Here is a 21,682-nt window from a genome sequence, read left to right on the forward strand (position 1 = left end):
ATGTAAACTAACAATCTCCCGAGACCCGAGACCCGAGACCCGAGACCCGAGACCCGAGACCCGAGACCCGAGACCCGAGACCCGAGACCCGAGACCCGAGACCCGAGACCCGAGACCTAAGCCGCCACTAACAATTCTTTTGCATTCGCTTTGGTTGAATCTGTAATCGTGCTACCGCCAAGTAAGCGAGCCAGTTCATCAATGCGCTGATTTTCATCTAATTGATGGATTCGAGTTTCCGTTTTGCCTGCTTTTGCTTGTTTCGCGACAAATAATTGTTGATGACCACTGCCGGCTACCTGCGGTAAGTGGGTGACACAAAGCACCTGAGTAGATTCACCCAGCTTACGTAGCATTCTTCCGACAACACTTGCTGTTGGGCCACTGATACCGACATCCACTTCATCAAATATTAGGCTTGGTGTTTGAACTTTTTGCGCCGTAATAACTTGAATCGCTAATGAAATTCGAGATAGTTCACCACCAGAGGCGACTTTGGCTAACGCTTGTAATGGCTGGCCAGGGTTGGTTGAAACTAAGAAATTGATTTGATCTATACCTAGTGGCGCAGCATGTTTTTCATCTTTAATCACATCAATACAGAATTGCGCTTTTTCCATGCTTAACTCATGCATACTTTGAGAGATCAGTTTATTTAGCTCTTTGGCATAGCGGCTACGGCTTTTACTCAGCTTTTCTGCAGCAGTTAAAAAGGTTTGATATTTATCATCGACATCTTTTTCTAATTGCTCTAATTTTTCATCTGAGCTGTCGAGCGCTTCAATTTGCGCTTTTACTTCTTGATGATATTGATATAACTCTTCTGGACGAACGTGATGTTTGCGTGCTGTAGTCATTACTTTGCTGAAACGTTCTTCGACTTCGGCTATTCGTGCGGGATCGACATCGATGTTGTCGGAGTAGTGTCTTAATTCTGAGTTAGTTTCTTCTAGCTGGATCATGGCTTCCGATAATAGATTAGGCAGGTGAGCCAATGATGGATCTAATTCTGCAAGTTCGCAGAGTGAATGACTGACAGAATGAAGTAGGCTAAGTGCATTCACTTCTTCGCCTTCATACAGTTCACTAATTGCTTGTTGGCAAATAACCGCAATCTGTCCACTACTTGAAAGAACTTTATGTTCTTGTTCGAGCTCTTCAAACTCGTTTTCTGATAATGCTAACTCGTCCAACTCTTTTACTTGATATTCAAGCAGTTGCTTTTGAGCTAAATTTTCTTGGCTATTGGCTCGCAAGTTCTTAAGTTGGTTGCGTAGTTGACGCCAATCTGAATAATGCTTTTTACTTGCTTGGATCAGTTGTTGGTGGCCGGCGTATTGATCTAACAATGTTAATTGGTGTTCAGGCTTCATCAATAGGTGATGAGCGTGCTGCCCATGAATATTGATTAAGTTTTGTCCTAGAGATTTTAATTGTGACAAAGGTACTGGATTACCATTGATAAACGCACGCGAACGACCTTCATTCGTGATGATGCGACGAATTATGCATTCTTCACCATCTAGTAATTCATTGTCTTCTAACCATCGGGTGGCATTAATGTTGTTATCCAGGATGAAAGAGGCGGTGATATCGGTTTTTTCTTCACCAGGACGTACCATATTGCTATCAGCACGACCACCTAAACAAAGGCTTAGTGCATCAATTGCAATGGATTTACCGGCACCTGTTTCACCGGTAATAGTTGTCATTCCTTTGAAAAGCTCTAGTTGTAAAGACTTAACAATTGCAAAATTATTAATACTTAAATGGGAGAGCATAAATCCACCTTGAAAAAAGACAAAATAAATTACTGTATGTAAAAATAGTATATACTGGCTTTTTATACAGTAAAGTTTTTTGTGTGGATTTTTATTGTTTGTAATAAAAGTGCCTTGCTGATCATAAAATCGACAAGGCATCATTATGTTTCGTGTTTCGTGTTTCGTGTTTCGTGTTTCGTGTTTCGTGTTTTATATCGGTTAAAACAGTTTACTCGACCAACCTAGTTTATGACGCAATACATGGTAGTAGCTGTAATCTTCAGGGTGAATAAGCTTTAAAATACTTGGACTTTGGAAGATTTGAATTTCATCGCCAGGTGATACTGGAAGTGATATTTGACCGTCACAACTGACTTCTTGAGTTCCTCTATTGTCTGGAGATACCAGTAATTTTATTTTTCTATTGCCATCAACAACTAAAGGTCGACTTGATAGTGTGTGCGGAAACATTGGGACGAGTGAAATAGCATTTAAGCTGGGTGATAAAATAGGACCACCGCCTGACAAGGAATAAGCAGTTGAGCCGGTTGGCGTTGAAACGATTAAGCCATCGGAGCGTTGTGAAAAAGCAAACCTGTCATCAATATAAACTTCAAATTCAATCATATGCGCGACTTTACCAGGGTGCAAAACCACTTCATTTAACGCAGAGTTATGACTTTTTATATGCCCACTACGATGTACTTCTGTCTCTAATAAAAAGCGTTCTTCAACTAGGTATTCACCCTTTAGTACCTTGAGTAGTGCATGGTGAAAATCTTCAGGGTTTAGATCGGTTAAGAAACCTAGGCTACCGCGGTTTACCCCAATAACTGAGATGTCAAAGCGAGATAAAATACGTGCCGCGCCTAGCATGTTGCCATCACCGCCAACTACAATCGCTAAATCCGCTTGTTCACCGATCCTAAGTAAGCTAGAAAATACATCTTTTGGAAGGTCATCTAATATATCAATCAAGCGATCATCTATTAATACGGTGTAATTTTGTTCTATCAGCCAATGGAAAAGCTCTTTATGCGTTTGCACAGCTTTATGGTCGCGAGGCTTACCAATAATGGCAATTACGTTAAAAGGCTTCTGCATAGGGTTCAACTCAACTGTAAAAAGGGGCGATAAGGTATTTTATCAGGCGTATTTATTAAGATAAACGCACTCTACGCTTGAATCATAAATCTTCATCCCCATAATAAGGGCAAGTGGAATGACTATGCGAGTATTTTGTGCCTATTTCGTTAGGACAAGCGCATGGTGTTGAATATATTCTTGGAGATATCATGACTACAGAACATAACAAACCGCAAGATGAAGAGCTAAAATCGGAAGATCTACAAGTTGAGCAAGAACTTGTTGAAGATGATGCCAATGCAGATGATGCTCAAACCATTGGTGGTGAAGGCGATATCGATTGGAATGAAGAAATTGAACAAGTGGAGCAAGAAGCTTCTCGTGTTATTGAATTAGAAGCGGCGTTAAATGCTGCGGAAGCTCAAATTAAAGAACAGCAGGATTCAGTTTTACGTGCGAAAGCAGAAGTGGAAAACATGCGCCGTCGTAGCGAGCAAGAAATTGATAAAGCTCGTAAATACGCATTGAATAAGTTCGCTGAAGAATTATTGCCGGTAATCGATAACTTAGAGCGTGCTCTAAAAGCGGCAAACCCTGAGGATGAAGTTGTTAAGCCGATTCTGGAAGGTGTTGATATGACGCATAAATCTTTTGTTGATACGGTAGCAAAATTTGGGTTAGTCGAGATTAATCCAGAAGGTGAAGCATTTAACCCTGAACTTCACCAAGCCATTGGTATGCAGGAAAGCCCAGATCACGAATCGAATACGGTTATGATTGTGATGCAAAAAGGTTATGAATTAAATGGCCGAGTAATTCGCCCTGCGATGGTGATGGTGGCCAAGTAACATAAAGCATAAGTTTTACTAAAAATGGAATGTCGAGTTATAAAAAACTCGGCATTTTTTTATTTTCCCCCTTGAAAAGCATTTTGCCGCCCTTATCTATTGTGCATACAGAAACACGTAATGCGAAATGCAAAACAAATTAGCTTACAGGGTTGAATCCCAATTCTGAGCCCCCATCTATTTGTTATCAAAAGTTGGGTATAGCAAAAACTGAATAACTGAAATTCTTTGGAGAATGTCAAATGGGTAAAATCATTGGTATTGATTTAGGTACAACTAACTCATGTGTTGCGGTATTAGACGGCGACAAACCACGCGTAATTGAAAATGCTGAAGGTGAACGCACAACAGCATCAGTAGTCGCTTACACAGATGGCGAAACATTAGTAGGTCAACCTGCAAAACGCCAAGCGGTAACTAACCCTGAAAATACATTGTTCGCAATTAAACGTTTGATCGGTCGTCGTTTTGAAGACGAAGAAGTTCAGCGTGATATCGAAATTATGCCTTATAACATTGTTAAGGCTGACAACGGTGATGCTTGGGTTGAAGCGAAAGGCCAAAAAATGGCTGCTCCTCAAGTTTCCGCTGAAATCTTGAAGAAAATGAAAAAAACCGCTGAAGACTACTTAGGTGAAGCGGTAACTGGTGCGGTTATTACTGTACCGGCCTACTTCAACGATGCACAACGTCAAGCAACAAAAGATGCTGGCCGTATCGCTGGTCTTGAAGTGAAGCGTATTATCAACGAACCAACAGCAGCTGCACTTGCTTACGGTCTTGATAAGAAAGGTGGCGATCGCACTATCGCAGTTTATGACCTTGGTGGTGGTACATTCGATATTTCTATTATCGAAATTGATGAGCACGAAGGTGAGCAAACTTTCGAAGTATTAGCAACTAACGGTGATACTCACCTAGGTGGTGAAGACTTTGATACTCGTTTGATCAACTACTTAGTATCTGAGTTCCAAAACGAGCAAGGCATTAACCTGAAAAACGATCCACTTGCGATGCAACGTGTGAAAGAAGCGGCTGAAAAAGCGAAGATTGAACTATCTTCTGCGCAACAAACAGACGTAAATCTTCCATATGTGACAGCGGATGCAACTGGTCCTAAACATATGAACGTAAAAGTAACTCGTTCTAAACTAGAATCGCTAGTTGAAGATTTAGTTCAACGTTCTCTTGAGCCGCTAAAAGTTGCTCTAGCAGATGCTGACCTATCAGTAAGCGAAATTACTGACGTTATCCTAGTTGGTGGTCAAACACGTATGCCAATGGTTCAAGCAAAAGTGGCTGAATTCTTTGGTAAAGAAGCACGTAAAGACGTGAACCCTGACGAAGCAGTAGCAATCGGGGCAGCGGTTCAAGGTGGTGTTCTTGCGGGAGACGTGAAAGACGTTCTTCTACTAGACGTAACTCCTCTATCTTTCGGTATCGAAACGATGGGTGGCGTTATGACTAAGCTAATTGAGAAAAATACAACGATTCCAACAAAAGCGAATCAAGTATTCTCAACAGCAGAGGACAATCAAAGCGCAGTAACGATTCACGTACTACAAGGTGAACGTAAGCAAGCGACTTACAACAAATCGCTAGGTCAATTTAACCTAGAAGGCATTAACCCTGCGCCACGTGGCATGCCACAAATCGAGGTAACGTTTGACCTAGATGCGGATGGTATCTTGAACGTTTCTGCGAAAGATAAAGCGACAGGTAAAGAGCAAAAAATTACGATCCAAGCGTCTGGTGGTCTATCAGATGAAGAAATCGAGAAAATGGTACAAGAAGCTGAAGCGAACAAAGAAGCGGATAAAAAGTTCGAAGAGTTAGTAACGACTCGCAACCAAGCTGACCAAATGATCCACGGTACTCGTAAGCAAATCGAAGAAGCTGGTGATGCACTTCCAGCTGATGAGAAAGAGAAAATTGAAGCAGCGATTACAGCACTTGAATCAGTGAAGTCTGGCGATGATAAAGAAGCCATCGATACTAAAGTTCAAGAGTTAGCAACAGCGGCTCAAAAACTGATGGAAATTGCTCAGCAGAAAGCTCAAGCACAGCAAGCAGAAGGTGGCGAGCAAGCTAAACCTGAAGATGACGTTGTTGACGCTGAGTTTGAAGAAGTAAAAGACGAAGACAAAAAATAATCGACATTGATTATTGTTAAGTCTGTCACCCTTAATTAATTGAGGGTGAGTGATATGAAACTGCGGGCGTTTAGAGTTTGTCTCTCACGCCCGCAATTTTCGATCTGATACTGGTTAATTTATTGAGGTATTGTCCTGCTAGATAATCACTTCTACCTAAGCGGTTATTGATAAAGGCTTAAGGTATATCGGATTATCTAGCTAGATATAGCTTTTCATAGTTTAAAACACACACTGATGAGCAATGCTTATTAGTAAAAGAAAATTGGTGAACCGAGCATGTCAAAACGTGATCTTTATGAAGTATTAGGTGTCAGCCGTGATGCATCAGAGCGCGATATTAAAAAGGCGTACAAACGTCTTGCGATGAAATATCACCCAGACCGCAACCAAGAAGCGGATGCATCTGACAAGTTTAAAGAAGTTAAAGAAGCGTATGAAGTTTTAACCGACCCACAGAAAAAGCAAGCTTACGATCAATATGGTCATGCAGCCTTTGAACAAGGTGGAATGGGCGGCGGTGGTGGCTTCGGTGGAGGCGGCGGCTTTGAAGATATGTTTGGCGATGTTTTCGGCGATATCTTTGGTGGTGGCCGTCGTGGTGGTCCACAGCGTGCCCAACGTGGTGCAGATTTACGCTACAACATGGAACTTTCTCTTGAAGAAGCGGTTCGCGGTTGTGAAAAAGAGATTAGTATTTCAACGCTAACAGAATGTGAAGTATGTGACGGTAGTGGCGCTAAAGCGGGTTCAAGTTCCCAAACCTGTGGCACTTGTCATGGTCATGGTCAAGTTCAAATGCGTCAGGGATTTTTTGCAGTGCAGCAAACTTGTCCTACTTGTAATGGCCGTGGTCAAATTATTAAGGATCCTTGTGATGCTTGTCATGGTGAAGGCCGCAAGAACAAGAGCAAGACATTAAATGTTAAGATCCCTGCTGGTGTTGATACTGGCGATCGCATTCGTCTAAATGGTGAGGGTGAAGCGGGTGAACGTGGCGCTCCTGCTGGTGACCTATACGTACAAGTACATTTAAAAGACCACCATATCTTTGAACGTGATGGCAATAACTTACATTGTGAAGTACCAGTAAGCTTTACTTTAGCGGCATTGGGCGGTGAAGTAGAAGTACCAACACTAGATGGTCGATTTAAGCTTAAAGTGCCTGCTGAGATGCAAACTGGCCGTATGTTCCGTATGCGTGGTAAAGGCGTGAAATCAGTACGCAGTGGCGCAACGGGTGACTTAATTTGTAAGTTAGTAGTCGAAACACCAGTGAAGTTAAGCTCTCGTCAAAAAGAACTATTACGCGAACTTGAAGAGTCTTTTGGTGGCGAAGAAGCAAGCCAAAAGCATAAGCCGAAATCAGACGGCTTCTTCAATGGCGTGAAAAAATTCTTTGATGATTTGACTAGTTAATAGTCAACTTTGATATGAATAACAAAGCCTCTGCTAGTGATAGTGGAGGCTTTGTTGGTTTACGAGTCTCGGTTTTCGGGCGTTTCACTGCTCGTTGCTCGGTAAAGAGCGATTTTCAGTAACGTGAAGATACTAAGACCAGCTATTTACAGAAATATTTCTCAGGAGTTGCTTTTATTCTTTTTCGAAAAACGAGCAGCGCAGTGTCCGAGACTCGAGCAACGTTCCTCAATTCCAACATCCATCTACATTAACGCCACCTTTCTTAGCGCTCCCTACAGAGCCTGCATTCATTTCTAGCGTGCCGCATTTGTCTTTATCTTGTCCCAAGGTGGATTGTGGTGTGGCTTTAATCACATAATAATCAATGCCACTGGCACCGGAAGTTATAGAAAACTTATAACGGTCACTGTCGGTTTGGCAGCCTAGGCTAGAGTCACATGTCCCCGCGGTATTATCGATAATAGTGTAATCGTAACTGCCATTTTGGGTGCGATGTTGCTCAAGCTCTAACTGAATTTTCATCATATCGGACATGACAGCAGAGCGGTGACTTTTTAACACATGCTGTTGATAGCTGGGGTAGGCGATGGCGCTCAAAACACCAATAATTGCTACAGCGATCAATAATTCGATCAATGTCATTCCTTTTTGTCTTGTGCTTCTTTTTTTGCATCGATTTATTCGAATCATTTCTATTACTTCCTGTTAGAGACTTATGCCATTTTTGATAAGTGTTAGCATCACTGCAAGTTGAAATATCAAGATGTAACTAGTTGCAGAGGATTTTGGGGAATGGCTCGAGGGTTTACGCTAATAGAAATGCTGATTTCATTAGTCGTGCTAGCGGTTTTGTTAGCTGCGGCCGTACCATCGTTTAGTGGGATGAATGAAAGAGCGAAAATGCAAAGGTTGGCAGAAGAATTACAGGGGTTTTTTATTCAAACTAAATCAGAGGCTGTGTTGAGAAATCAGCCTGTTTACCTCCATTTTGTTCAGACAGGTGGGCAATGGGGGTTAGCCACTAGAGATGATTCAACACCAACTACGTCACTTTCTTCGGCGCAGACAGGTGCTTTAGTTTATTTAGATGGAAATCCATTTAGAAGTCTGACAGTTAATTTTCCAATGGCAAACGCGAGTAGTTTTCTTTCAGTTGTGGAGTTTGAACCAGTGAATGGAAAGCCAGTTCAATCTTCTAGTTTGTCTTTTTTTATCGATGTTCATAAACCTCTTAAATTGGTATTCAGCAGTATTACAGGCCGAATTAGAGTTTGTGGTGATGGAGGTGAGTTTTATGGCTACCCAAAGTGTAAAAAAGTCGTTAAGTAATCAAAAGGGCCTATCGCTTATTGAATTAATGATTGCTTCAGCGATTGGTATTATTGCCTTACTTGCCGTGGGGAGTGTTTTTCTCTCTGGACAAAAATTAGCGGCAGAACGAACGCAACGCTTGTTGGTTATTCAAGGCATTAATGAAGCTTTGAGATATATAAAAGAGGATGCTCAACGGGCTGGTTTTAATGGTTCGCAAGGGAATTCTTTAATGTTATCTGGAGCGAGTAATGTAATCAGTACATCATCTTCAAGTTTAGCTTACACCTATCAAAAACCAGATGGTGAATACACTCAGGTGACATTTGCATTAGATGGTTCTCATTTGGAGGTTTGTGAAAACACAGACCCATCTCCTATCACTAGTATATGTACACCAGTTCAATCTCTATTGGATCAGCATCGCTTAATGGTTGATTCGTTTGTTGTAACAGAGGACCCACTCGGGAGTTCGGTGAGTTCAGCATTGATTACTCTATCTTTAACAGCATCCCTACTTGATGGTTCCCATTCCCAAACATTAAGCACTCAAATTAAGCAGAGGAATTGGAAGTAATGTTTGAACGTAGAGTTTCTTTTTATCTTTATTCGAAACAGCAAGGAGCTGCAACATTACTCGTAGCGGTGTTGCTACTTGCTGCTGCGTTGGTTATTTCACTGGCAAGCTACAAGGGTGTTTTTTTCCAAGCTAAGCGTGTGCAGAATGAGATTGAGGCTAGGCAACTACATTGGAAAGGTGAAGGAAGGTTAGAGTGTGTGATGGCCAAACTTATTGATGTGTCATCCAATCAACCAAATTCAGTTTCATACAATGATTGTGATCAGCCCAGTAATATTCATATCACAAGACAAGGCACTTCAAATTTGTATACGGTTGAATCGAATGAGAATGGTTATCGAGTTGTCAAAGCGTTGCGGATACCAGGTGCCGGAACATTAGGAGCTATTACAGCTACTGCTGATTTATTTATGATCGGAGCTTTTGATATAAAACCACAACCGATTCAACTTATTTCAGCCCCTGATACCTATAGCTGTGTAGCCGTTAAATATTCAAAAAATATTTATTTGAACGCGACAAGTAATCTTCAAACAACTATACCTACATCACCAGACTTTCCTAGTATAGGTAGATGTGATTCAAGTTATCAAACAAGTATTAGCAATCCATCTTCGGTTTTAAAATTATCAGAAGAAAATAACCAGCTTGATGAGGATGGTACTCAACTATTATCAGAAAATAATTTTAAAGATGACTTTTACTACGACTCAGATTTAGATCCATTTGAAGACCTATTTGGTGTACCTAAGTCTGAAGTATCATCCATAAAGAAGGAATTCACGGTTATAACTGGTGGCTTTTGTTCTGGCTCTGTATGTCCATGTGACAATAATATTGCTTCTGCAATTGAGAACAATAAGAGCTTGATTTGGGTGGATGGAACTTGTGATTTAGGTCCTGCGACACAAACTTTATCGAAAGATACGAGTGATGGGATTATCGTTGTCGTGCAAAATGGGTTACTAGGTTCTTCTGGGAGTGTGCCATTTAATGGTGTTTTATATCACTTAAATACAGCTTTTACTCCAAGCCTTAGTCTTTGGTCAAATATGGCTGAAAGTGCATGGGTGACTAGTTATTACACTCCTAGTATGCAAAGTGATGGTATACCACCGCCAAGCTTATTTATGACAGGTTCGAAAGTCCCTGATGGCGTTTTAATTGTTGATACTCCTGGAAGTTTAGCAATGATAAATGCCGCTATGGATGTCGCTTATGATGGTAAAAAAATTAATCATGCTCTGAGCAAACTATATAAACCCAAATGGCTAAAAGGATCATGGCATGATTTCTAAACAACAGGGCTTTAGCTTAATTGAAGTATTGATCACTTTTATCATTCTTATCGTTGGCATTATGGGGTTAATCAAACTGCAAACCTATATGGAAAGGCAAGCTGATTATGCTGAAAACAGTATTAAGGCCCTTCACTTAGCTGAGTCTCAATTAGAATATTTCCGTTCACGCTCAGTTAGTGGTGCGGATGGAACATTACCGTTTTCTTCTATTTCCGGTAGCTCCAGTATTTCAGGTGCTTATATGACTCGTTGGACTGTCACTGAGTCGTTATCTGGTGCCTTAAAAACCATCGAGATTGAAACTGGTTGGGATACACGTTGGAACGAGCGACAATCCGTTGCGCTGAAAACCATGATCTCTAAATATAATGAATTTGATAATTAAGTATTCTGGTCTGCATTTATTCAACATCGAGTGAATGTTCACGTATAATCTAGGCTCTACCCTAAAAGAGAGTCGATTGTGCTTGAAATAACCCCCTCTAATTTTACTGAACAAGATAAAGAATTTATGCGTAAAGCGATCGAATTGGCTGATATCGCGGAAGAGCATGGTGAAGTGCCTGTGGGCGCGGTATTAGTCAAAGAGGGCAAGATCATTGCCGAAGGGTGGAATGCTTCGATTAGTGAGCATGATGCCACCGCGCATGCGGAAATTGTTACCCTGCGCCAAGCGGGCCAAACATTACAAAACTATCGCCTGCTAGATACCACTCTGTATGTCACCTTAGAGCCTTGTCCTATGTGTGCTGGTGCATTATTGCATAGCCGAGTAGGTCGTATTGTTTTTGGTGCTTATGACTTAAAAGCTGGTGCGGCTGGAACGGTTTTGAATCTATTTGAAAGCCAAGCTTCTTATCATTACGCACAGGTAGAAGGCGGTTTATTAGAAGAAGAATGTCGTCATCAACTACAAGCTTTTTTTAAGCGTCGCCGAAAAGAGATTAAACAGACCAGAAAGGGAAATACAGAGGAGTGATATTTATCGACAAACAAAAATTCAATAAATTGTTTGTCGATATAGGGTGTGGCGGGTTTTTAAATTGTTAGTCTTGTTATTAGTGAGTATTACTAAACTACTTCTGACCAGAAAACATAAGAGCGATGACGCCATAGTACCTGTTTCTTATTGTTGGCTAGCATACGTTTTCTACGAGTGGTGTTCGCTTTATTACGAACAAGACGATTCATTGTTTTCTTTTTAGAGAACATAGTTATGCCTCCTTAATATCTATTTTCTATTATATTGATCTTCTTTATATCGTTATTTTATGACGTAACGATGACAGTTGTAGCACAGTTTATTTTTTCCAGCTAATCATTTTTCATAACCTAAATCACTCTTTCTAACGATGAATTCTATCTATGGTAAATAGCCCCAATCATTAGCGTTAACTAAGTCTTGGGGCTATTCTTGTTTTGTTACTTTATTTAGTCTATTTAATTAGTTGATGGTGACTCAGTTGTTTCGTCGGCGCTTGGTTCCGCTTCACTGACCGTTGCTGGAATAACCTGAAAATCATCCCCTTTCGCTGGATCAGAATTTACCGGTTGATTTTCCGCTTCGTAACCAATGATCGTTTGATAGTAGCGACGAATATTTTCTACGTAGTTTTTGGCTTCATCACCTCTAGCAAAGCCATAACGAGTATATTTGTAATAACTCGGAATGCGTAATTTAGGCAATCTCTCTTTAACATCGGTCCATGAGTCAGGGTTACCCTTTTCATGTTGGGTTATACGTCTCGCATCCATCACATGACCATAACCTACATTATAAGAGGCTAGAGCAAACCAAATTTTTTCATGCTTAGGAATGGAATCAGGAATACGTTTAATCATACGTCGTAAGTACTCAACACCACCACGAATAGATTGTGATGGGTCAAGACGATTTTCTACATCAACCATTTTGGCCGTCGACTGAGTTAACATCATCATTCCTCGTACACCAGTTGGGGATTTGGCGTAAGGATTCCAATGTGATTCTTGATAAGATAAGGCGGCAATTAAGCGCCAATCAAATTCTTTAGAATAAGTTTGGAATAACTTTTTATATTTTGGAAGCTTACTGTTTAACGAGCGAATGAAGGCTCGTGTATCGACATAATCAAAACTTTGAATATGACCAAAATATTTTTCTTCTAAGCTAGCCAGTTGCCCTGATTGGTTGAATTGACCAAAGAATTCTAGAATTAAAGCATATAAAGAGTCATCATTACTTTTGCGAATGAACCATGAAATAGGTTGATCGTCAGTTAATTCAAACGCTAACGCTAAGTTAGGATGAAGTCTTTGAGTGATCGAAAGTGATACTGAGTCCACTACCGTAAAATCAATTTTCCCTTCGGAAACATCCTTTAATAAGTCTGTATTATCTTCGGTATCGCTACTGCTCCATTTTAAGTCAGGATGTATTTTACTAAGCTGCTGCAAGGTGTATTCGTATTGAGCTCCTTTAACTACGTGAAGTTTGCCTTTTTTGTCGATCAATTGTTGTAAGTTTCTTGGTCGCCAAGAGCCTTTTTTATAGATTACTTGCTGACTGACGTAGTAATACGCAGGGCCTGCATTGAACTTTTTTAATCGTTCTGGCGTGTGACTTAACCCCGCGGCGACAATATCAACCTCGTGGTTTTCTAAAGCAGGTAGTAAGCCAGTAAGATGATAAGCGGGCTTTATTTCCAATTTTACACCAAGTTGATCGGCAAATTTTTTCGCCAATTCGTATTCCAAACCGGTTTGACCGTCAGGACCAATAAAATAAGAAAGTTGATTGTTTAAGGTACCCACTCGTAAAACGCCACGTTCTTGGATCTTTTCTAAGTCAGTCATTGATCGGCTATCTGGCTTACATGCGGTTACTCCAATAAGGATAAATAGCATGAAAACCAAACGCTTAAAGTTGGAACAAGAAAAAAGTTTTATCAAAAGGAAATCTCATAAAGCCATTAGTAGCTACTTTATACCAAATGGCGACCATATCAGCAAAATTGAAAGGAGTTTTATACCCTTCGTACTTGAAACTGTAGCTTTGTTGACGGCGTTCATTTACCCCAATCGAATAGACAAGCTATGCTCATGGGGCTGCATTCACTTGTCGTCTTACTACAACTTCAATTACTTTGAGTATATACAAATGACCTTTATTGAAAAAAATACGCAAACGGTTGCTTTTGGTGTTACGTCGACATGGAAATTACTCTATAATACGTCGCAAAAGGGCTAGGTGAAATTGAAATCCGCTTTATATGTCCTGCTGAAGAGCGGTGCCTTCTGAACGGATTTCAATATCACTTTTCTTTTTTAAACAACTGCTAAAGAGACCTAAGCACATGAGAATTTTGCGTGGTTCCCCCGCTTTATCCGAGTTTCGTGTCAACAAGCTTTTAGAGCTGTGTCGTGAATTGAACCTACCTGTGTCTGGCATCTATGCTGAATTTGCGCATTTTGCAGACCTCACTTCTGAACTAGATTCCCAAGAGTTAGAAAAACTCGAAAAGTTGCTTACTTATGGTCCAACGATTGAAGATCATGAGCCACAAGGTCAACTACTTTTAACGACTCCTCGTCCTGGTACTATTTCACCTTGGTCATCGAAAGCGACCGATATTGCTCATAACTGTGGATTAGACAAAATCAAACGTCTTGAGCGCGGTACTGCGTATTATGTTGAATCTTCGGTTGAGCTATCTGAGCTGCAATTCGTTGAGTTAAAAGCATTACTGCATGATCGCATGATGGAAGTAGTGTTTACCAACTTTGAACAAGCACAAGCGTTATTTCAAGTGGCAGAGCCTGCACCGTTAACTGAAGTTGATTTGCTTTCTGGTGGTCGTTCGGCACTTGAAGAAGCGAACGTGACTCTTGGTTTAGCGTTAGCTGAAGAAGAAATTGATTATCTGGTTGAAAGCTTTACTGAAAAACTAAAGCGTAACCCAACTGATATTGAATTAATGATGTTTGCTCAAGCGAACTCAGAGCACTGTCGTCATAAGATTTTCAATGCAGGTTGGACCATTGATGGTGTCGAGCAAGAGAAATCTTTGTTCAAAATGATCAAAAACACGATGGAAGTGACCCCTGATAACGTGTTGTCGGCTTATAAAGATAACGCAGCGGTGATGACAGGTTCTACTGTAGGCCGTTTCTTCCCTGATCCGCAAACACGTCAATATGGTTACCATCAAGAGCAAGCACATATCTTGATGAAGGTTGAAACTCATAACCATCCAACCGCAATTTCACCTTGGCCGGGCGCTTCAACGGGGTCTGGTGGTGAAATTCGTGATGAAGGTGCAACGGGTGTTGGCGGTAAACCAAAAGCAGGTTTAGTTGGCTTCTCTGTTTCAAACCTTAAAATCCCTAATTTCGTACAGCCTTGGGAAACCGATTTTGGTAAACCAAGCCGTATCGTGACGGCGTTAGATATTATGCTAGAAGGCCCATTAGGTGGCGCGGCATTTAACAACGAATTCGGTCGTCCTAATTTATTAGGTTACTTCCGTACTTATGAAGAGAAAGTGAATTCTCATAACGGTGAAGAGATCCGTGGTTACCATAAACCAATCATGCTCGCTGGTGGTATGGGTAATATCCGTGATGAGCATGTTCAGAAGAAAGAAATTCCAGTTGGTGCGAGCTTAATTGTATTAGGTGGCCCAGCGATGAACATCGGTCTTGGTGGCGGTGCGGCTTCTTCAATGGCGTCGGGTCAATCAGCAGAAGATTTAGACTTTGCGTCTGTACAACGAGAAAACCCAGAAATGGAACGCCGTTGTCAAGAAGTGATCGACCGTTGTTGGCAGTTAGGTGATGCGAACCCAATCGCCTTTATCCATGATGTGGGCGCAGGCGGTATTTCTAACGCATTACCTGAGTTGGTTGATGATGGTGAGCGTGGCGGTATTTTCCAATTACGTGACGTGCCGAACGATGAGCCAGGAATGAGCCCATTAGAAATTTGGTGTAACGAATCTCAAGAGCGTTACGTAATGGCGGTTGCACCAGAAAATATGGACGCGTTTGATGCGATTTGTAAGCGCGAACGTGCGCCTTATGCGGTAGTGGGTGTGGCAACAGAAGAGCGTGAATTGAAACTAGAAGATTCTCATTTCGACAATACGCCAATCGATATGCCAATGGATGTGCTTTTAGGTAAAACGCCTAAGATGCACCGTGATGCGAAAACGCTAAAAGCCAATAACCCAGCGATTGATCGCAGTGGTATTGAGTTAAATGAAGCGGTTGATCGTGTACTACGTCTTCCAACGGTTGCTGAGAAAACTTTCCTTATCACCATTGGTGACCGCTCGGTAACCGGTCTTGTTGCTCGCGATCAGATGGTTGGTCCTTGGCAGGTGCCGGTAGCAAACTGTGCTGTGACGGCAGCAAGTTACGATTCTTACCACGGTGAAGCGATGTCGCTTGGTGAGCGTACACCTGTTGCTTTATTGGATTTCGGTGCTTCAGCGCGTTTAGCGGTAGGGGAGTCAATCACTAACATTGCAGCCACTGATATCGGCGATATTAAACACATTAAATTGTCTGCTAACTGGATGTCTCCAGCTGGTCACCCAGGTGAAGATGCGGGTCTATATGAAGCAGTGAAAGCGGTCGGTGAAGAGCTTTGTCCTACATTAGGTCTTACTATCCCAGTGGGTAAAGACTCAATGTCAATGAAGACTAAATGGCAACAAGATGGTGAAGAGCGTGAAGTGACTTCTCCGTTGTCATTGGTGATCACCGCCTTTGCTCGTGTAGAAGATGTTCGTAAAACGGTTACGCCACAACTGCAAATCAACAAAGGCGAGACTAGCCTGGTTCTGATTGATTTAGGTAATGGTAAAAACCGTATGGGTGCGACGGCACTGGCGCAAGTTTACAAGCAACTAGGTGACAAACCTGCGGATGTGGATAACGCTGAGCAACTAAAAGGTTTCTACTTTAGTATGCAATCTTTGGTTCGTGAGAATAAGCTTCTGGCTTACCACGATAAAGGCGATGGTGGTTTATTTGTTACACTAGCTGAGATGGCGTTTGCCGGTCATTGTGGAGTAAATGCGGAGATTGCTGCTTTAGGTGATGATGCTCTCGCGGCTCTATTCAATGAAGAGCTAGGTGCGGTGATTCAAGTTCGCAATGAAGATCTTGAAGCGGTTCAAGCGGTATTAGCTGAAAATGGTCTCGCAGCGTGTTCACACGTGATTGGTTCGGTTGAAGCTTCTGATAGCCTTCGTATTACTTCTGGTAATACGGTAGTCCTTGAGCGTAATCGCACTGAACTTCGCACTATTTGGGCTGAAACGACTCATAAGATGCAAGCGATGCGTGATAACCCAGCTTGTGCCGACCAAGAGCATGCCGCAAAAGCAGATAACAGCGACCCTGGTCTGAACGTAAAACTAAGTTTTGATATTAACGAAGATGTTGCCGCGCCTTATATCGCAACTGGCGCGAAACCTAAAATGGCTATTTTACGTGAACAAGGTGTTAACTCTCACGTAGAAATGGCGGCAGCATTTGATCGCGCAGGCTTTGAAGCGAATGATATCCATATGAGCGATATCTTAACGGGACAAGCAGTATTAGAAGAATACCAAGGTCTTGTGGCTTGTGGTGGTTTCTCTTACGGTGACGTATTGGGTGCTGGAGAAGGTTGGGCTAAATCGATTCTGTTTAACGACAATGCTCGTGAGCAATTTTCTGGTTTCTTTGAGCGTGAAGATACTATTGCACTAGGTGTGTGTAATGGTTGTCAGATGCTATCGAACCTACGCGATTTAATTCCAGGTGCAGATTTATGGCCTCGTTTTGTTCGTAATGAATCTGAGCGTTTTGAAGCTCGCTTTAGCTTAGTGGAAATACAAGAATCTCAATCTGCCTTCTTTAATGGTATGGCGGGTTCTCGTATGCCTATCGCAGTTTCTCACGGTGAAGGTCGTGTAGAAGTTCGTGATAATCAGCATCTACAAGCGATTGAAGATTCATGCACTGTGACATTACGTTATGTGGATAATATGGGTAACCCAACTCAGCAATATCCAAATAACCCGAATGGTTCACCAAATGCGATTACTGGTTTAACGACGACGGATGGCCGTGTGAGTATTATGATGCCTCACCCTGAGCGTGTATTCCGTACGGTAGCCAACTCTTGGCATCCAGAGGAATGGTCAGAAGATAGCCCATGGATGCGCATGTTCCGTAATGCACGTAAGCATATAGGGTGATCGACTTTCGTAGCTTGAGCGCTTCGTTTCTCGTTACTTGAAAAAGATAAGAATAATACGGTCACTTCGGTGGCCGTTTTTTATATTGTCATAAAATTAATAATGCTCTGACATTGTTAATACTCAATCTTTACAAAAAAGGCATACACTATTAGAGAAACTCAACGAATAGATACCATGTTGTATTGAATGATAGGGAAGATAGTATGAAAACGTCAGTGAGTCAGTTTCTCTCAAAAACCAAAGTTTTCTCCAAAGTTACAGGGATCGCTTTAGGTTTAGCTTTTTCTCAGCAAGCTTTAGCATCGTGGCATTTAGATCCATTACATTCAGAGTTGCATTTTGTCACGGTTAAAAATACAGCTGTGACCGAAGTCCATAGTTTTCGTACCATTGATGGAATGATTAATAATCAAGGTGTGGTGGTCGTTGATATTGATTTAGCCAGTGTGAATACGCATATTGAAATTCGCGATGAACGGATGAAAGATATGTTGTTTAATGTGGTGAATTATCCAGAAGCGAGTTTAAGCGCTCAAGTCGATTTACAAGTGCTCAATGACATGAAAGTGGGCGAAATCAAAACCGTTCCATTGACTGTTGATCTTTCTTTGCATGATCACCAACAGAAGATTGACACTAAAGTCTCGGTTACCGCGTTAAGTGATGGTGCATTTCAAGTGAATACCCTTAAGCCCATTGTTGTAGACACGGCATTATTTGAGCTTACTGATGGAGTAAAAGCACTACAAGATGTCGCCAAGCTAGATTCGATAGCAACGAGTATTCCTGTCACGGCTCAATTTGTTTTTCAGCCTGAGTGAACAGTAGTAAACGTATATTAATATTTGCATCTTTTTAGCTGGATTTGTGCTCTAATGCGCACCTAATTTAATCCTATGTCAGAGCGAATGTTTCCTTGTTTGAGGTAGGATAGGTCAAAAGAGTCTTATGAGTAAAAAATACAGCTTTCAATTAATCGAGAAGCGTAATGGTTGGGCAGCAGAAATCATTCGTCATATTACTTCTCGCAGAACGATAGTTTCTAAACGTCAACTAGGTTTTGCGACAGAAGCTGAAGCAACTGAGTGGGCAGAAAAAGAGTTAGTGGAATTTCAAAAGATTCAAGCGGAACGCAATAAACGTCGTTCTGCTAGTAAGCGTAAAGACCAAGAGTAATATACCCGTCGTACTTGAAGCTACAGTTTTGTTGTCAGTGTTCATTCGCCCCAATCACATAGACAAGCTATGCTCATAGGGTCTCATTCACTTATCGCCTCACTGTAACTTCAATTACTTAGGGTATACGATGATTTATCGTGATTATTTGAGCCAAGCTTAGGTAGTTCGAGTCCAATAAAAACGGCCACTTCAAATGAAGTGGCCGTTTTTGTTACTTACAAGTTAATCTTAAGCGCAGCTTTCTACCCACTGTCTGACTTGTGCAAATGGGTACTGTTCGAGCTTGCCATAACCATCCATTTTGCTTGCTTTAAGTTGAGTGCTTAATGGCGTGGCAATTCCACAAAGAAAGCGAGTTTGAGCCTCGAGGGTTAAAGTCCATTGTTGTGATTTTTCATGTTCGCTAAATGCTTCTCGGTAAGGTTTTAGCCAGTAATTAACTTTCTCGATCTCAACGTCATCTAGATAAGGTGAAGGCAGTGTTGCAAGCTTTCCACGACAAACACTACAGTGACCACAAGCATTTGGAACATCATGATCTAAAAAGTAGCTGGCGAGCTTAGAGCTTAGGCATGACGGGCTTTCAAACAAATTAATCAGAGTTTGAATCCGGTTTAGATCACCATGTTCCTTTTGCTTAAATAGCTGAGATAACTCTTGTGCGATCACCTGATGGTCATGTGTTATTTCTGGAGAGTTGAGAACCTGATAGACATCGGTAATTTGTTTGCTTTCTAACTCAATCAGTCCTTGTTCATGGAAATAATCTAAGGCTGCTACCACTCGAGAACGCTCGGCTTGATAACCCATCCACAGCGCATCAAAGTCAACACTGCGCCATGTCTTAGCGATTTTGGAACAGTTAAAAATCGCTTGTATAAACTGGCGTCTTTCAGCATGTTTTCCTTGCTCGGGGAAACGCGACAAAATTTCACTTTCACTGGCAATATGCTTGAAACGATAATCGGCAAAGTAGCTATATTTGGCTTGAATGACTTGTTGTAGTTCGAGGTAAACCAGCAGCGTTTTTAGCGGGAGTTGGCGGATATTGGAATCGCGAGATAAACGAGTTAGCATCACTTCCCAGAGTCCAGAAGCACTTTGTTCATCAAAGATCAATTCCAGTAACCATTGAATCGATTGTGGATCTGGTGTGTCACCATAGACAAAGTTTTCTAGTACATTAATGCCCGATTTATTGGCAAGCACAGTACAGTAAGATGATTGCCCATCTCGCCCCGCACGGCCAATTTCTTGCGAATAGTTTTCTATCGATTTGGGTAGGTCGTAGTGCACGACTCGACGAATATCTGATTTATCTATTCCCATACCAAATGCAATGGTTGCCACAATACAAGGTACATCACCATTCATAAACTGTTGTTGAATATTTTGCCTAATGTCAGAATCTAAACCTGCGTGGTAAGCTAGAGCATTAAGACCATGGTGTTGTAAATGCTTAGCGACTTGTTCCGCTGTGTGCTGCAAGGTGACATAAACAATGGTTGGTAAACTTGCTTCGGTACAAAGAAGATCAACTAATGCTTGAGGTTTTTCATCTTCTTCACAAGGTAGCACGCTGAGATCGAGGTTAGGACGATAAAAGCCCGTTACCGTGATGTGCTGCTTATCAATATGAAACTTACGACTCATGTCCTCAATAACACTTGGTGTAGCGGTGGCGGTAAGCAATAAAACTTGTGGGATGTTTAAACTTTGGCAATAAAAAGGTAGCTTAAGGTAGTCTGGTCGGAAATTATGCCCCCACTCAGAAATACAGTGCGCTTCATCAACTACGAGCATTGAAATGGGAACTTGTGAGATAAATTGACGGAAACGTTCATTTTTAAGCCGTTCAACCGAGATCATCAAAATTTTTATCTCACCATTGCGAACTTGCTGCATAATGCGGTTGGTGGTTTCTCTATCTTGGCTTGAATCCACCGATGCGGCGGCAATGCCTTTACTATGCAAAAACTCGAGCTGATCTTTCATTAGCGCTAGTAGTGGTGAAATTACTAACGTTAGATGTGGCAATAATATGGCTGGCAACTGGTAACATAGTGACTTACCTGAGCCGGTAGGAAAAATCGCCGCAGCAGAATGACCTGATAAAATAGTGTCGATGACTTGTTGTTGACCACCTCGAAGGTGTTCAAAACCAAAGTACTCTTTTAACGCTTGTTGAATCGGGCTCATAAAAATCCATCTGTAATACTGTCGTAAAGCGATGATGAATAGTAGCTCATTTAAAATAATTAATGAAAAAGGTTATCGAGCTTTTCTATGAATAAAGAAACTTTACATCAAGCGATCATAAAAGTTCTGATAGATATCCATGATGTTGCGTATCAAGCCACTCAAACTGCAATTAATGCGGCAACTGATAAGCAAAACATACCAGAGCATAAATACGATACCTTAAGCTTAGAGGCGGCGTATTTAGCACACGGCCAAGCGCAAAGAGTTCAGCAGTGCATACAAGATCTTCAAGTATTTAAGGCTTTGCCGATTAAAAGCCTATCCAGTCAAGATCCCATACATTTAGGCGCATTAGTTGAGCTGTACGAAGAACAAGCTGATATCAATAAATGGCTCTTTGTCAGCCCTGTTGCTGGTGGATTGACGTTGGAATTTGAAGATCAAACCATTCAGATGATCACCCTTGATTCACCGTTAGGAAAGGCATTGAAAAATAAGCGGCTAGGAGATGAGTTTGAATTAAACATTGCAGGAAAAGAAAGGGGTTATGAAGTGGTGGCATTATTCTAATTAGAGGTATAGCTTGAAGTGGTTTGGATATA

Annotated in this window: 19 protein-coding genes; 13 read left to right on the top strand and 6 right to left on the bottom strand. The window is 41.4% G+C overall.

What is annotated here, in order from left to right; genetic code table 11:
* Nucleotides 1-116: 116 nt before the first annotated feature.
* Both recN and nadK read right to left on the bottom strand, forming a co-directional pair.
* Complete coding sequence (gene recN / locus ACE3G9_RS11190; protein ID WP_449219151.1) at nucleotides 117-1,781, bottom strand: DNA repair protein RecN; 1,665 nt, start codon at nucleotides 1,779-1,781, stop codon at nucleotides 117-119.
* A 201-nt stretch (nucleotides 1,782-1,982) separates the two neighbouring features.
* Nucleotides 1,983-2,867 (bottom strand): NAD(+) kinase, encoded by an 885-nt coding sequence (gene nadK, locus ACE3G9_RS11195; protein WP_449219152.1) that lies wholly within the window; start codon nucleotides 2,865-2,867, stop codon nucleotides 1,983-1,985.
* Between the two features lie 191 nt (nucleotides 2,868-3,058).
* Here nadK and grpE point away from each other — a divergent pair, with 191 nt between their 5' ends.
* The 3 genes from grpE to dnaJ all read left to right on the top strand — a co-directional run bounded on the left by grpE (nucleotide 3,059) and on the right by dnaJ (nucleotide 7,269).
* Complete coding sequence (gene grpE / locus ACE3G9_RS11200) at nucleotides 3,059-3,697, top strand: nucleotide exchange factor GrpE (RefSeq protein WP_417879367.1); 639 nt, start codon at nucleotides 3,059-3,061, stop codon at nucleotides 3,695-3,697.
* 242 nt (nucleotides 3,698-3,939) lie between these two features.
* Nucleotides 3,940-5,850: a molecular chaperone DnaK gene (gene dnaK, locus ACE3G9_RS11205; RefSeq protein ID WP_417879366.1), complete on the top strand. Its 1,911-nt coding sequence runs from the start codon at nucleotides 3,940-3,942 to the stop codon at nucleotides 5,848-5,850.
* Nucleotides 5,851-6,129: 279 nt separating this feature from the next.
* The gene (gene dnaJ / locus ACE3G9_RS11210; RefSeq protein ID WP_417879365.1) at nucleotides 6,130-7,269 is read left to right on the top strand and encodes a molecular chaperone DnaJ; all 1,140 of its coding nucleotides are present in this window, start codon (nucleotides 6,130-6,132) and stop codon (nucleotides 7,267-7,269) included.
* Nucleotides 7,270-7,497: 228 nt separating this feature from the next.
* Here the strand turns inward: dnaJ and ACE3G9_RS11215 are convergent, their stop codons facing one another.
* Complete coding sequence (locus ACE3G9_RS11215; RefSeq protein WP_449219153.1) at nucleotides 7,498-7,962, bottom strand: type IV pilin protein; 465 nt, start codon at nucleotides 7,960-7,962, stop codon at nucleotides 7,498-7,500.
* Between the two features lie 102 nt (nucleotides 7,963-8,064).
* On the opposite strand from ACE3G9_RS11215, the gene ACE3G9_RS11220 reads away from it, so the two are divergent.
* From ACE3G9_RS11220 to tadA, 5 genes are all read left to right on the top strand, one after another.
* On the top strand, nucleotides 8,065-8,601 hold the full coding sequence (locus ACE3G9_RS11220) for a GspH/FimT family pseudopilin (RefSeq protein ID WP_449219154.1): 537 nt from the start codon (nucleotides 8,065-8,067) through the stop codon (nucleotides 8,599-8,601).
* Nucleotides 8,567-9,160, top strand: a complete 594-nt coding sequence (locus ACE3G9_RS11225; protein WP_449219155.1) for a prepilin-type N-terminal cleavage/methylation domain-containing protein — start codon at nucleotides 8,567-8,569, stop codon at nucleotides 9,158-9,160. The genes ACE3G9_RS11220 and ACE3G9_RS11225 overlap by 35 nt, the downstream gene beginning before the upstream one ends.
* Nucleotides 9,160-10,461 carry a hypothetical protein gene (locus ACE3G9_RS11230; RefSeq protein WP_449219156.1) on the top strand — a complete coding sequence of 434 codons (1,302 nt, stop codon included), beginning with the start codon at nucleotides 9,160-9,162 and terminating at the stop codon, nucleotides 10,459-10,461. The genes ACE3G9_RS11225 and ACE3G9_RS11230 overlap by 1 nt, the downstream gene beginning before the upstream one ends.
* Nucleotides 10,451-10,849 carry a type IV pilus modification PilV family protein gene (locus ACE3G9_RS11235; protein ID WP_449219157.1) on the top strand — a complete coding sequence of 133 codons (399 nt, stop codon included), beginning with the start codon at nucleotides 10,451-10,453 and terminating at the stop codon, nucleotides 10,847-10,849. The genes ACE3G9_RS11230 and ACE3G9_RS11235 overlap by 11 nt, the downstream gene beginning before the upstream one ends.
* A 75-nt stretch (nucleotides 10,850-10,924) precedes the next feature.
* Nucleotides 10,925-11,443, top strand: a complete 519-nt coding sequence (tadA, locus tag ACE3G9_RS11240; RefSeq protein WP_417879501.1) for a tRNA adenosine(34) deaminase TadA — start codon at nucleotides 10,925-10,927, stop codon at nucleotides 11,441-11,443.
* 92 nt (nucleotides 11,444-11,535) lie between these two features.
* Here the strand turns inward: tadA and ACE3G9_RS11245 are convergent, their stop codons facing one another.
* Together ACE3G9_RS11245 and mltF are read right to left on the bottom strand one after the other, a co-directional pair.
* Entirely contained in the window at nucleotides 11,536-11,676 is a 141-nt protein-coding gene (locus ACE3G9_RS11245; RefSeq protein WP_160117486.1) for a hypothetical protein, read from the bottom strand.
* Nucleotides 11,677-11,904: 228 nt separating this feature from the next.
* Entirely contained in the window at nucleotides 11,905-13,350 is a 1,446-nt protein-coding gene (mltF, locus tag ACE3G9_RS11250) for a membrane-bound lytic murein transglycosylase MltF (protein ID WP_449219158.1), read from the bottom strand.
* On the opposite strand from mltF, the gene ACE3G9_RS11255 reads away from it, so the two are divergent.
* The 4 genes from ACE3G9_RS11255 to ACE3G9_RS11270 all read left to right on the top strand — a co-directional run bounded on the left by ACE3G9_RS11255 (nucleotide 13,349) and on the right by ACE3G9_RS11270 (nucleotide 18,875).
* A complete protein-coding gene (locus tag ACE3G9_RS11255; protein ID WP_417879359.1) occupies nucleotides 13,349-13,693 on the top strand; it encodes a hypothetical protein in 345 nt (114 codons plus the stop codon). The genes mltF and ACE3G9_RS11255 overlap by 2 nt on opposite strands.
* 106 nt (nucleotides 13,694-13,799) lie before the next feature.
* Nucleotides 13,800-17,696 carry a phosphoribosylformylglycinamidine synthase gene (gene purL / locus ACE3G9_RS11260; RefSeq protein ID WP_449219159.1) on the top strand — a complete coding sequence of 1,299 codons (3,897 nt, stop codon included), beginning with the start codon at nucleotides 13,800-13,802 and terminating at the stop codon, nucleotides 17,694-17,696.
* Nucleotides 17,697-17,902: 206 nt separating this feature from the next.
* Nucleotides 17,903-18,520, top strand: coding sequence for a YceI family protein (locus ACE3G9_RS11265; protein WP_449219160.1), 618 nt, complete (start codon nucleotides 17,903-17,905; stop codon nucleotides 18,518-18,520).
* A 127-nt stretch (nucleotides 18,521-18,647) separates the two neighbouring features.
* The gene (locus tag ACE3G9_RS11270; protein ID WP_193001572.1) at nucleotides 18,648-18,875 is read left to right on the top strand and encodes a DUF3622 domain-containing protein; all 228 of its coding nucleotides are present in this window, start codon (nucleotides 18,648-18,650) and stop codon (nucleotides 18,873-18,875) included.
* Nucleotides 18,876-19,106: 231 nt separating this feature from the next.
* Here ACE3G9_RS11270 and ACE3G9_RS11275 read toward each other — a convergent pair whose 3' ends face one another.
* Nucleotides 19,107-21,077, bottom strand: coding sequence for a RecQ family ATP-dependent DNA helicase (locus ACE3G9_RS11275; protein WP_449219161.1), 1,971 nt, complete (start codon nucleotides 21,075-21,077; stop codon nucleotides 19,107-19,109).
* A gap of 87 nt (nucleotides 21,078-21,164) precedes the next feature.
* On the opposite strand from ACE3G9_RS11275, the gene ACE3G9_RS11280 reads away from it, so the two are divergent.
* Nucleotides 21,165-21,650: a GreA/GreB family elongation factor gene (locus ACE3G9_RS11280; protein ID WP_417879355.1), complete on the top strand. Its 486-nt coding sequence runs from the start codon at nucleotides 21,165-21,167 to the stop codon at nucleotides 21,648-21,650.
* Nucleotides 21,651-21,682 lie beyond the last annotated feature (32 nt).

This window comes from Vibrio sp. E150_018, assembly GCF_053544035.1.

Bases quoted from the DNA above. Each gene is read 5' to 3' on its own strand.
- ACE3G9_RS11255 (WP_417879359.1), top strand. From the start codon at position 13,349: ATGAAAACCAAACGCTTAAAGTTGGAACAAGAAAAAAGTTTTATCAAA.
- ACE3G9_RS11270 (WP_193001572.1), top strand. From the start codon at position 18,648: ATGAGTAAAAAATACAGCTTTCAATTAATCGAGAAGCGTAATGGTTGG.
- ACE3G9_RS11230 (WP_449219156.1), top strand. From the start codon at position 9,160: ATGTTTGAACGTAGAGTTTCTTTTTATCTTTATTCGAAACAGCAAGGA.
- nadK (WP_449219152.1), bottom strand. From the start codon at position 2,867: ATGCAGAAGCCTTTTAACGTAATTGCCATTATTGGTAAGCCTCGCGAC.
- ACE3G9_RS11280 (WP_417879355.1), top strand. From the start codon at position 21,165: ATGAATAAAGAAACTTTACATCAAGCGATCATAAAAGTTCTGATAGAT.
- ACE3G9_RS11275 (WP_449219161.1), bottom strand. From the start codon at position 21,077: ATGAGCCCGATTCAACAAGCGTTAAAAGAGTACTTTGGTTTTGAACAC.
- purL (WP_449219159.1), top strand. From the start codon at position 13,800: ATGAGAATTTTGCGTGGTTCCCCCGCTTTATCCGAGTTTCGTGTCAAC.
- ACE3G9_RS11265 (WP_449219160.1), top strand. From the start codon at position 17,903: ATGAAAACGTCAGTGAGTCAGTTTCTCTCAAAAACCAAAGTTTTCTCC.
- ACE3G9_RS11235 (WP_449219157.1), top strand. From the start codon at position 10,451: ATGATTTCTAAACAACAGGGCTTTAGCTTAATTGAAGTATTGATCACT.
- recN (WP_449219151.1), bottom strand. From the start codon at position 1,781: ATGCTCTCCCATTTAAGTATTAATAATTTTGCAATTGTTAAGTCTTTA.
- mltF (WP_449219158.1), bottom strand. From the start codon at position 13,350: ATGCTATTTATCCTTATTGGAGTAACCGCATGTAAGCCAGATAGCCGA.
- dnaK (WP_417879366.1), top strand. From the start codon at position 3,940: ATGGGTAAAATCATTGGTATTGATTTAGGTACAACTAACTCATGTGTT.
- ACE3G9_RS11245 (WP_160117486.1), bottom strand. From the start codon at position 11,676: ATGTTCTCTAAAAAGAAAACAATGAATCGTCTTGTTCGTAATAAAGCG.
- grpE (WP_417879367.1), top strand. From the start codon at position 3,059: ATGACTACAGAACATAACAAACCGCAAGATGAAGAGCTAAAATCGGAA.
- ACE3G9_RS11215 (WP_449219153.1), bottom strand. From the start codon at position 7,962: ATGATTCGAATAAATCGATGCAAAAAAAGAAGCACAAGACAAAAAGGA.
- ACE3G9_RS11225 (WP_449219155.1), top strand. From the start codon at position 8,567: ATGGCTACCCAAAGTGTAAAAAAGTCGTTAAGTAATCAAAAGGGCCTA.
- ACE3G9_RS11220 (WP_449219154.1), top strand. From the start codon at position 8,065: ATGGCTCGAGGGTTTACGCTAATAGAAATGCTGATTTCATTAGTCGTG.
- dnaJ (WP_417879365.1), top strand. From the start codon at position 6,130: ATGTCAAAACGTGATCTTTATGAAGTATTAGGTGTCAGCCGTGATGCA.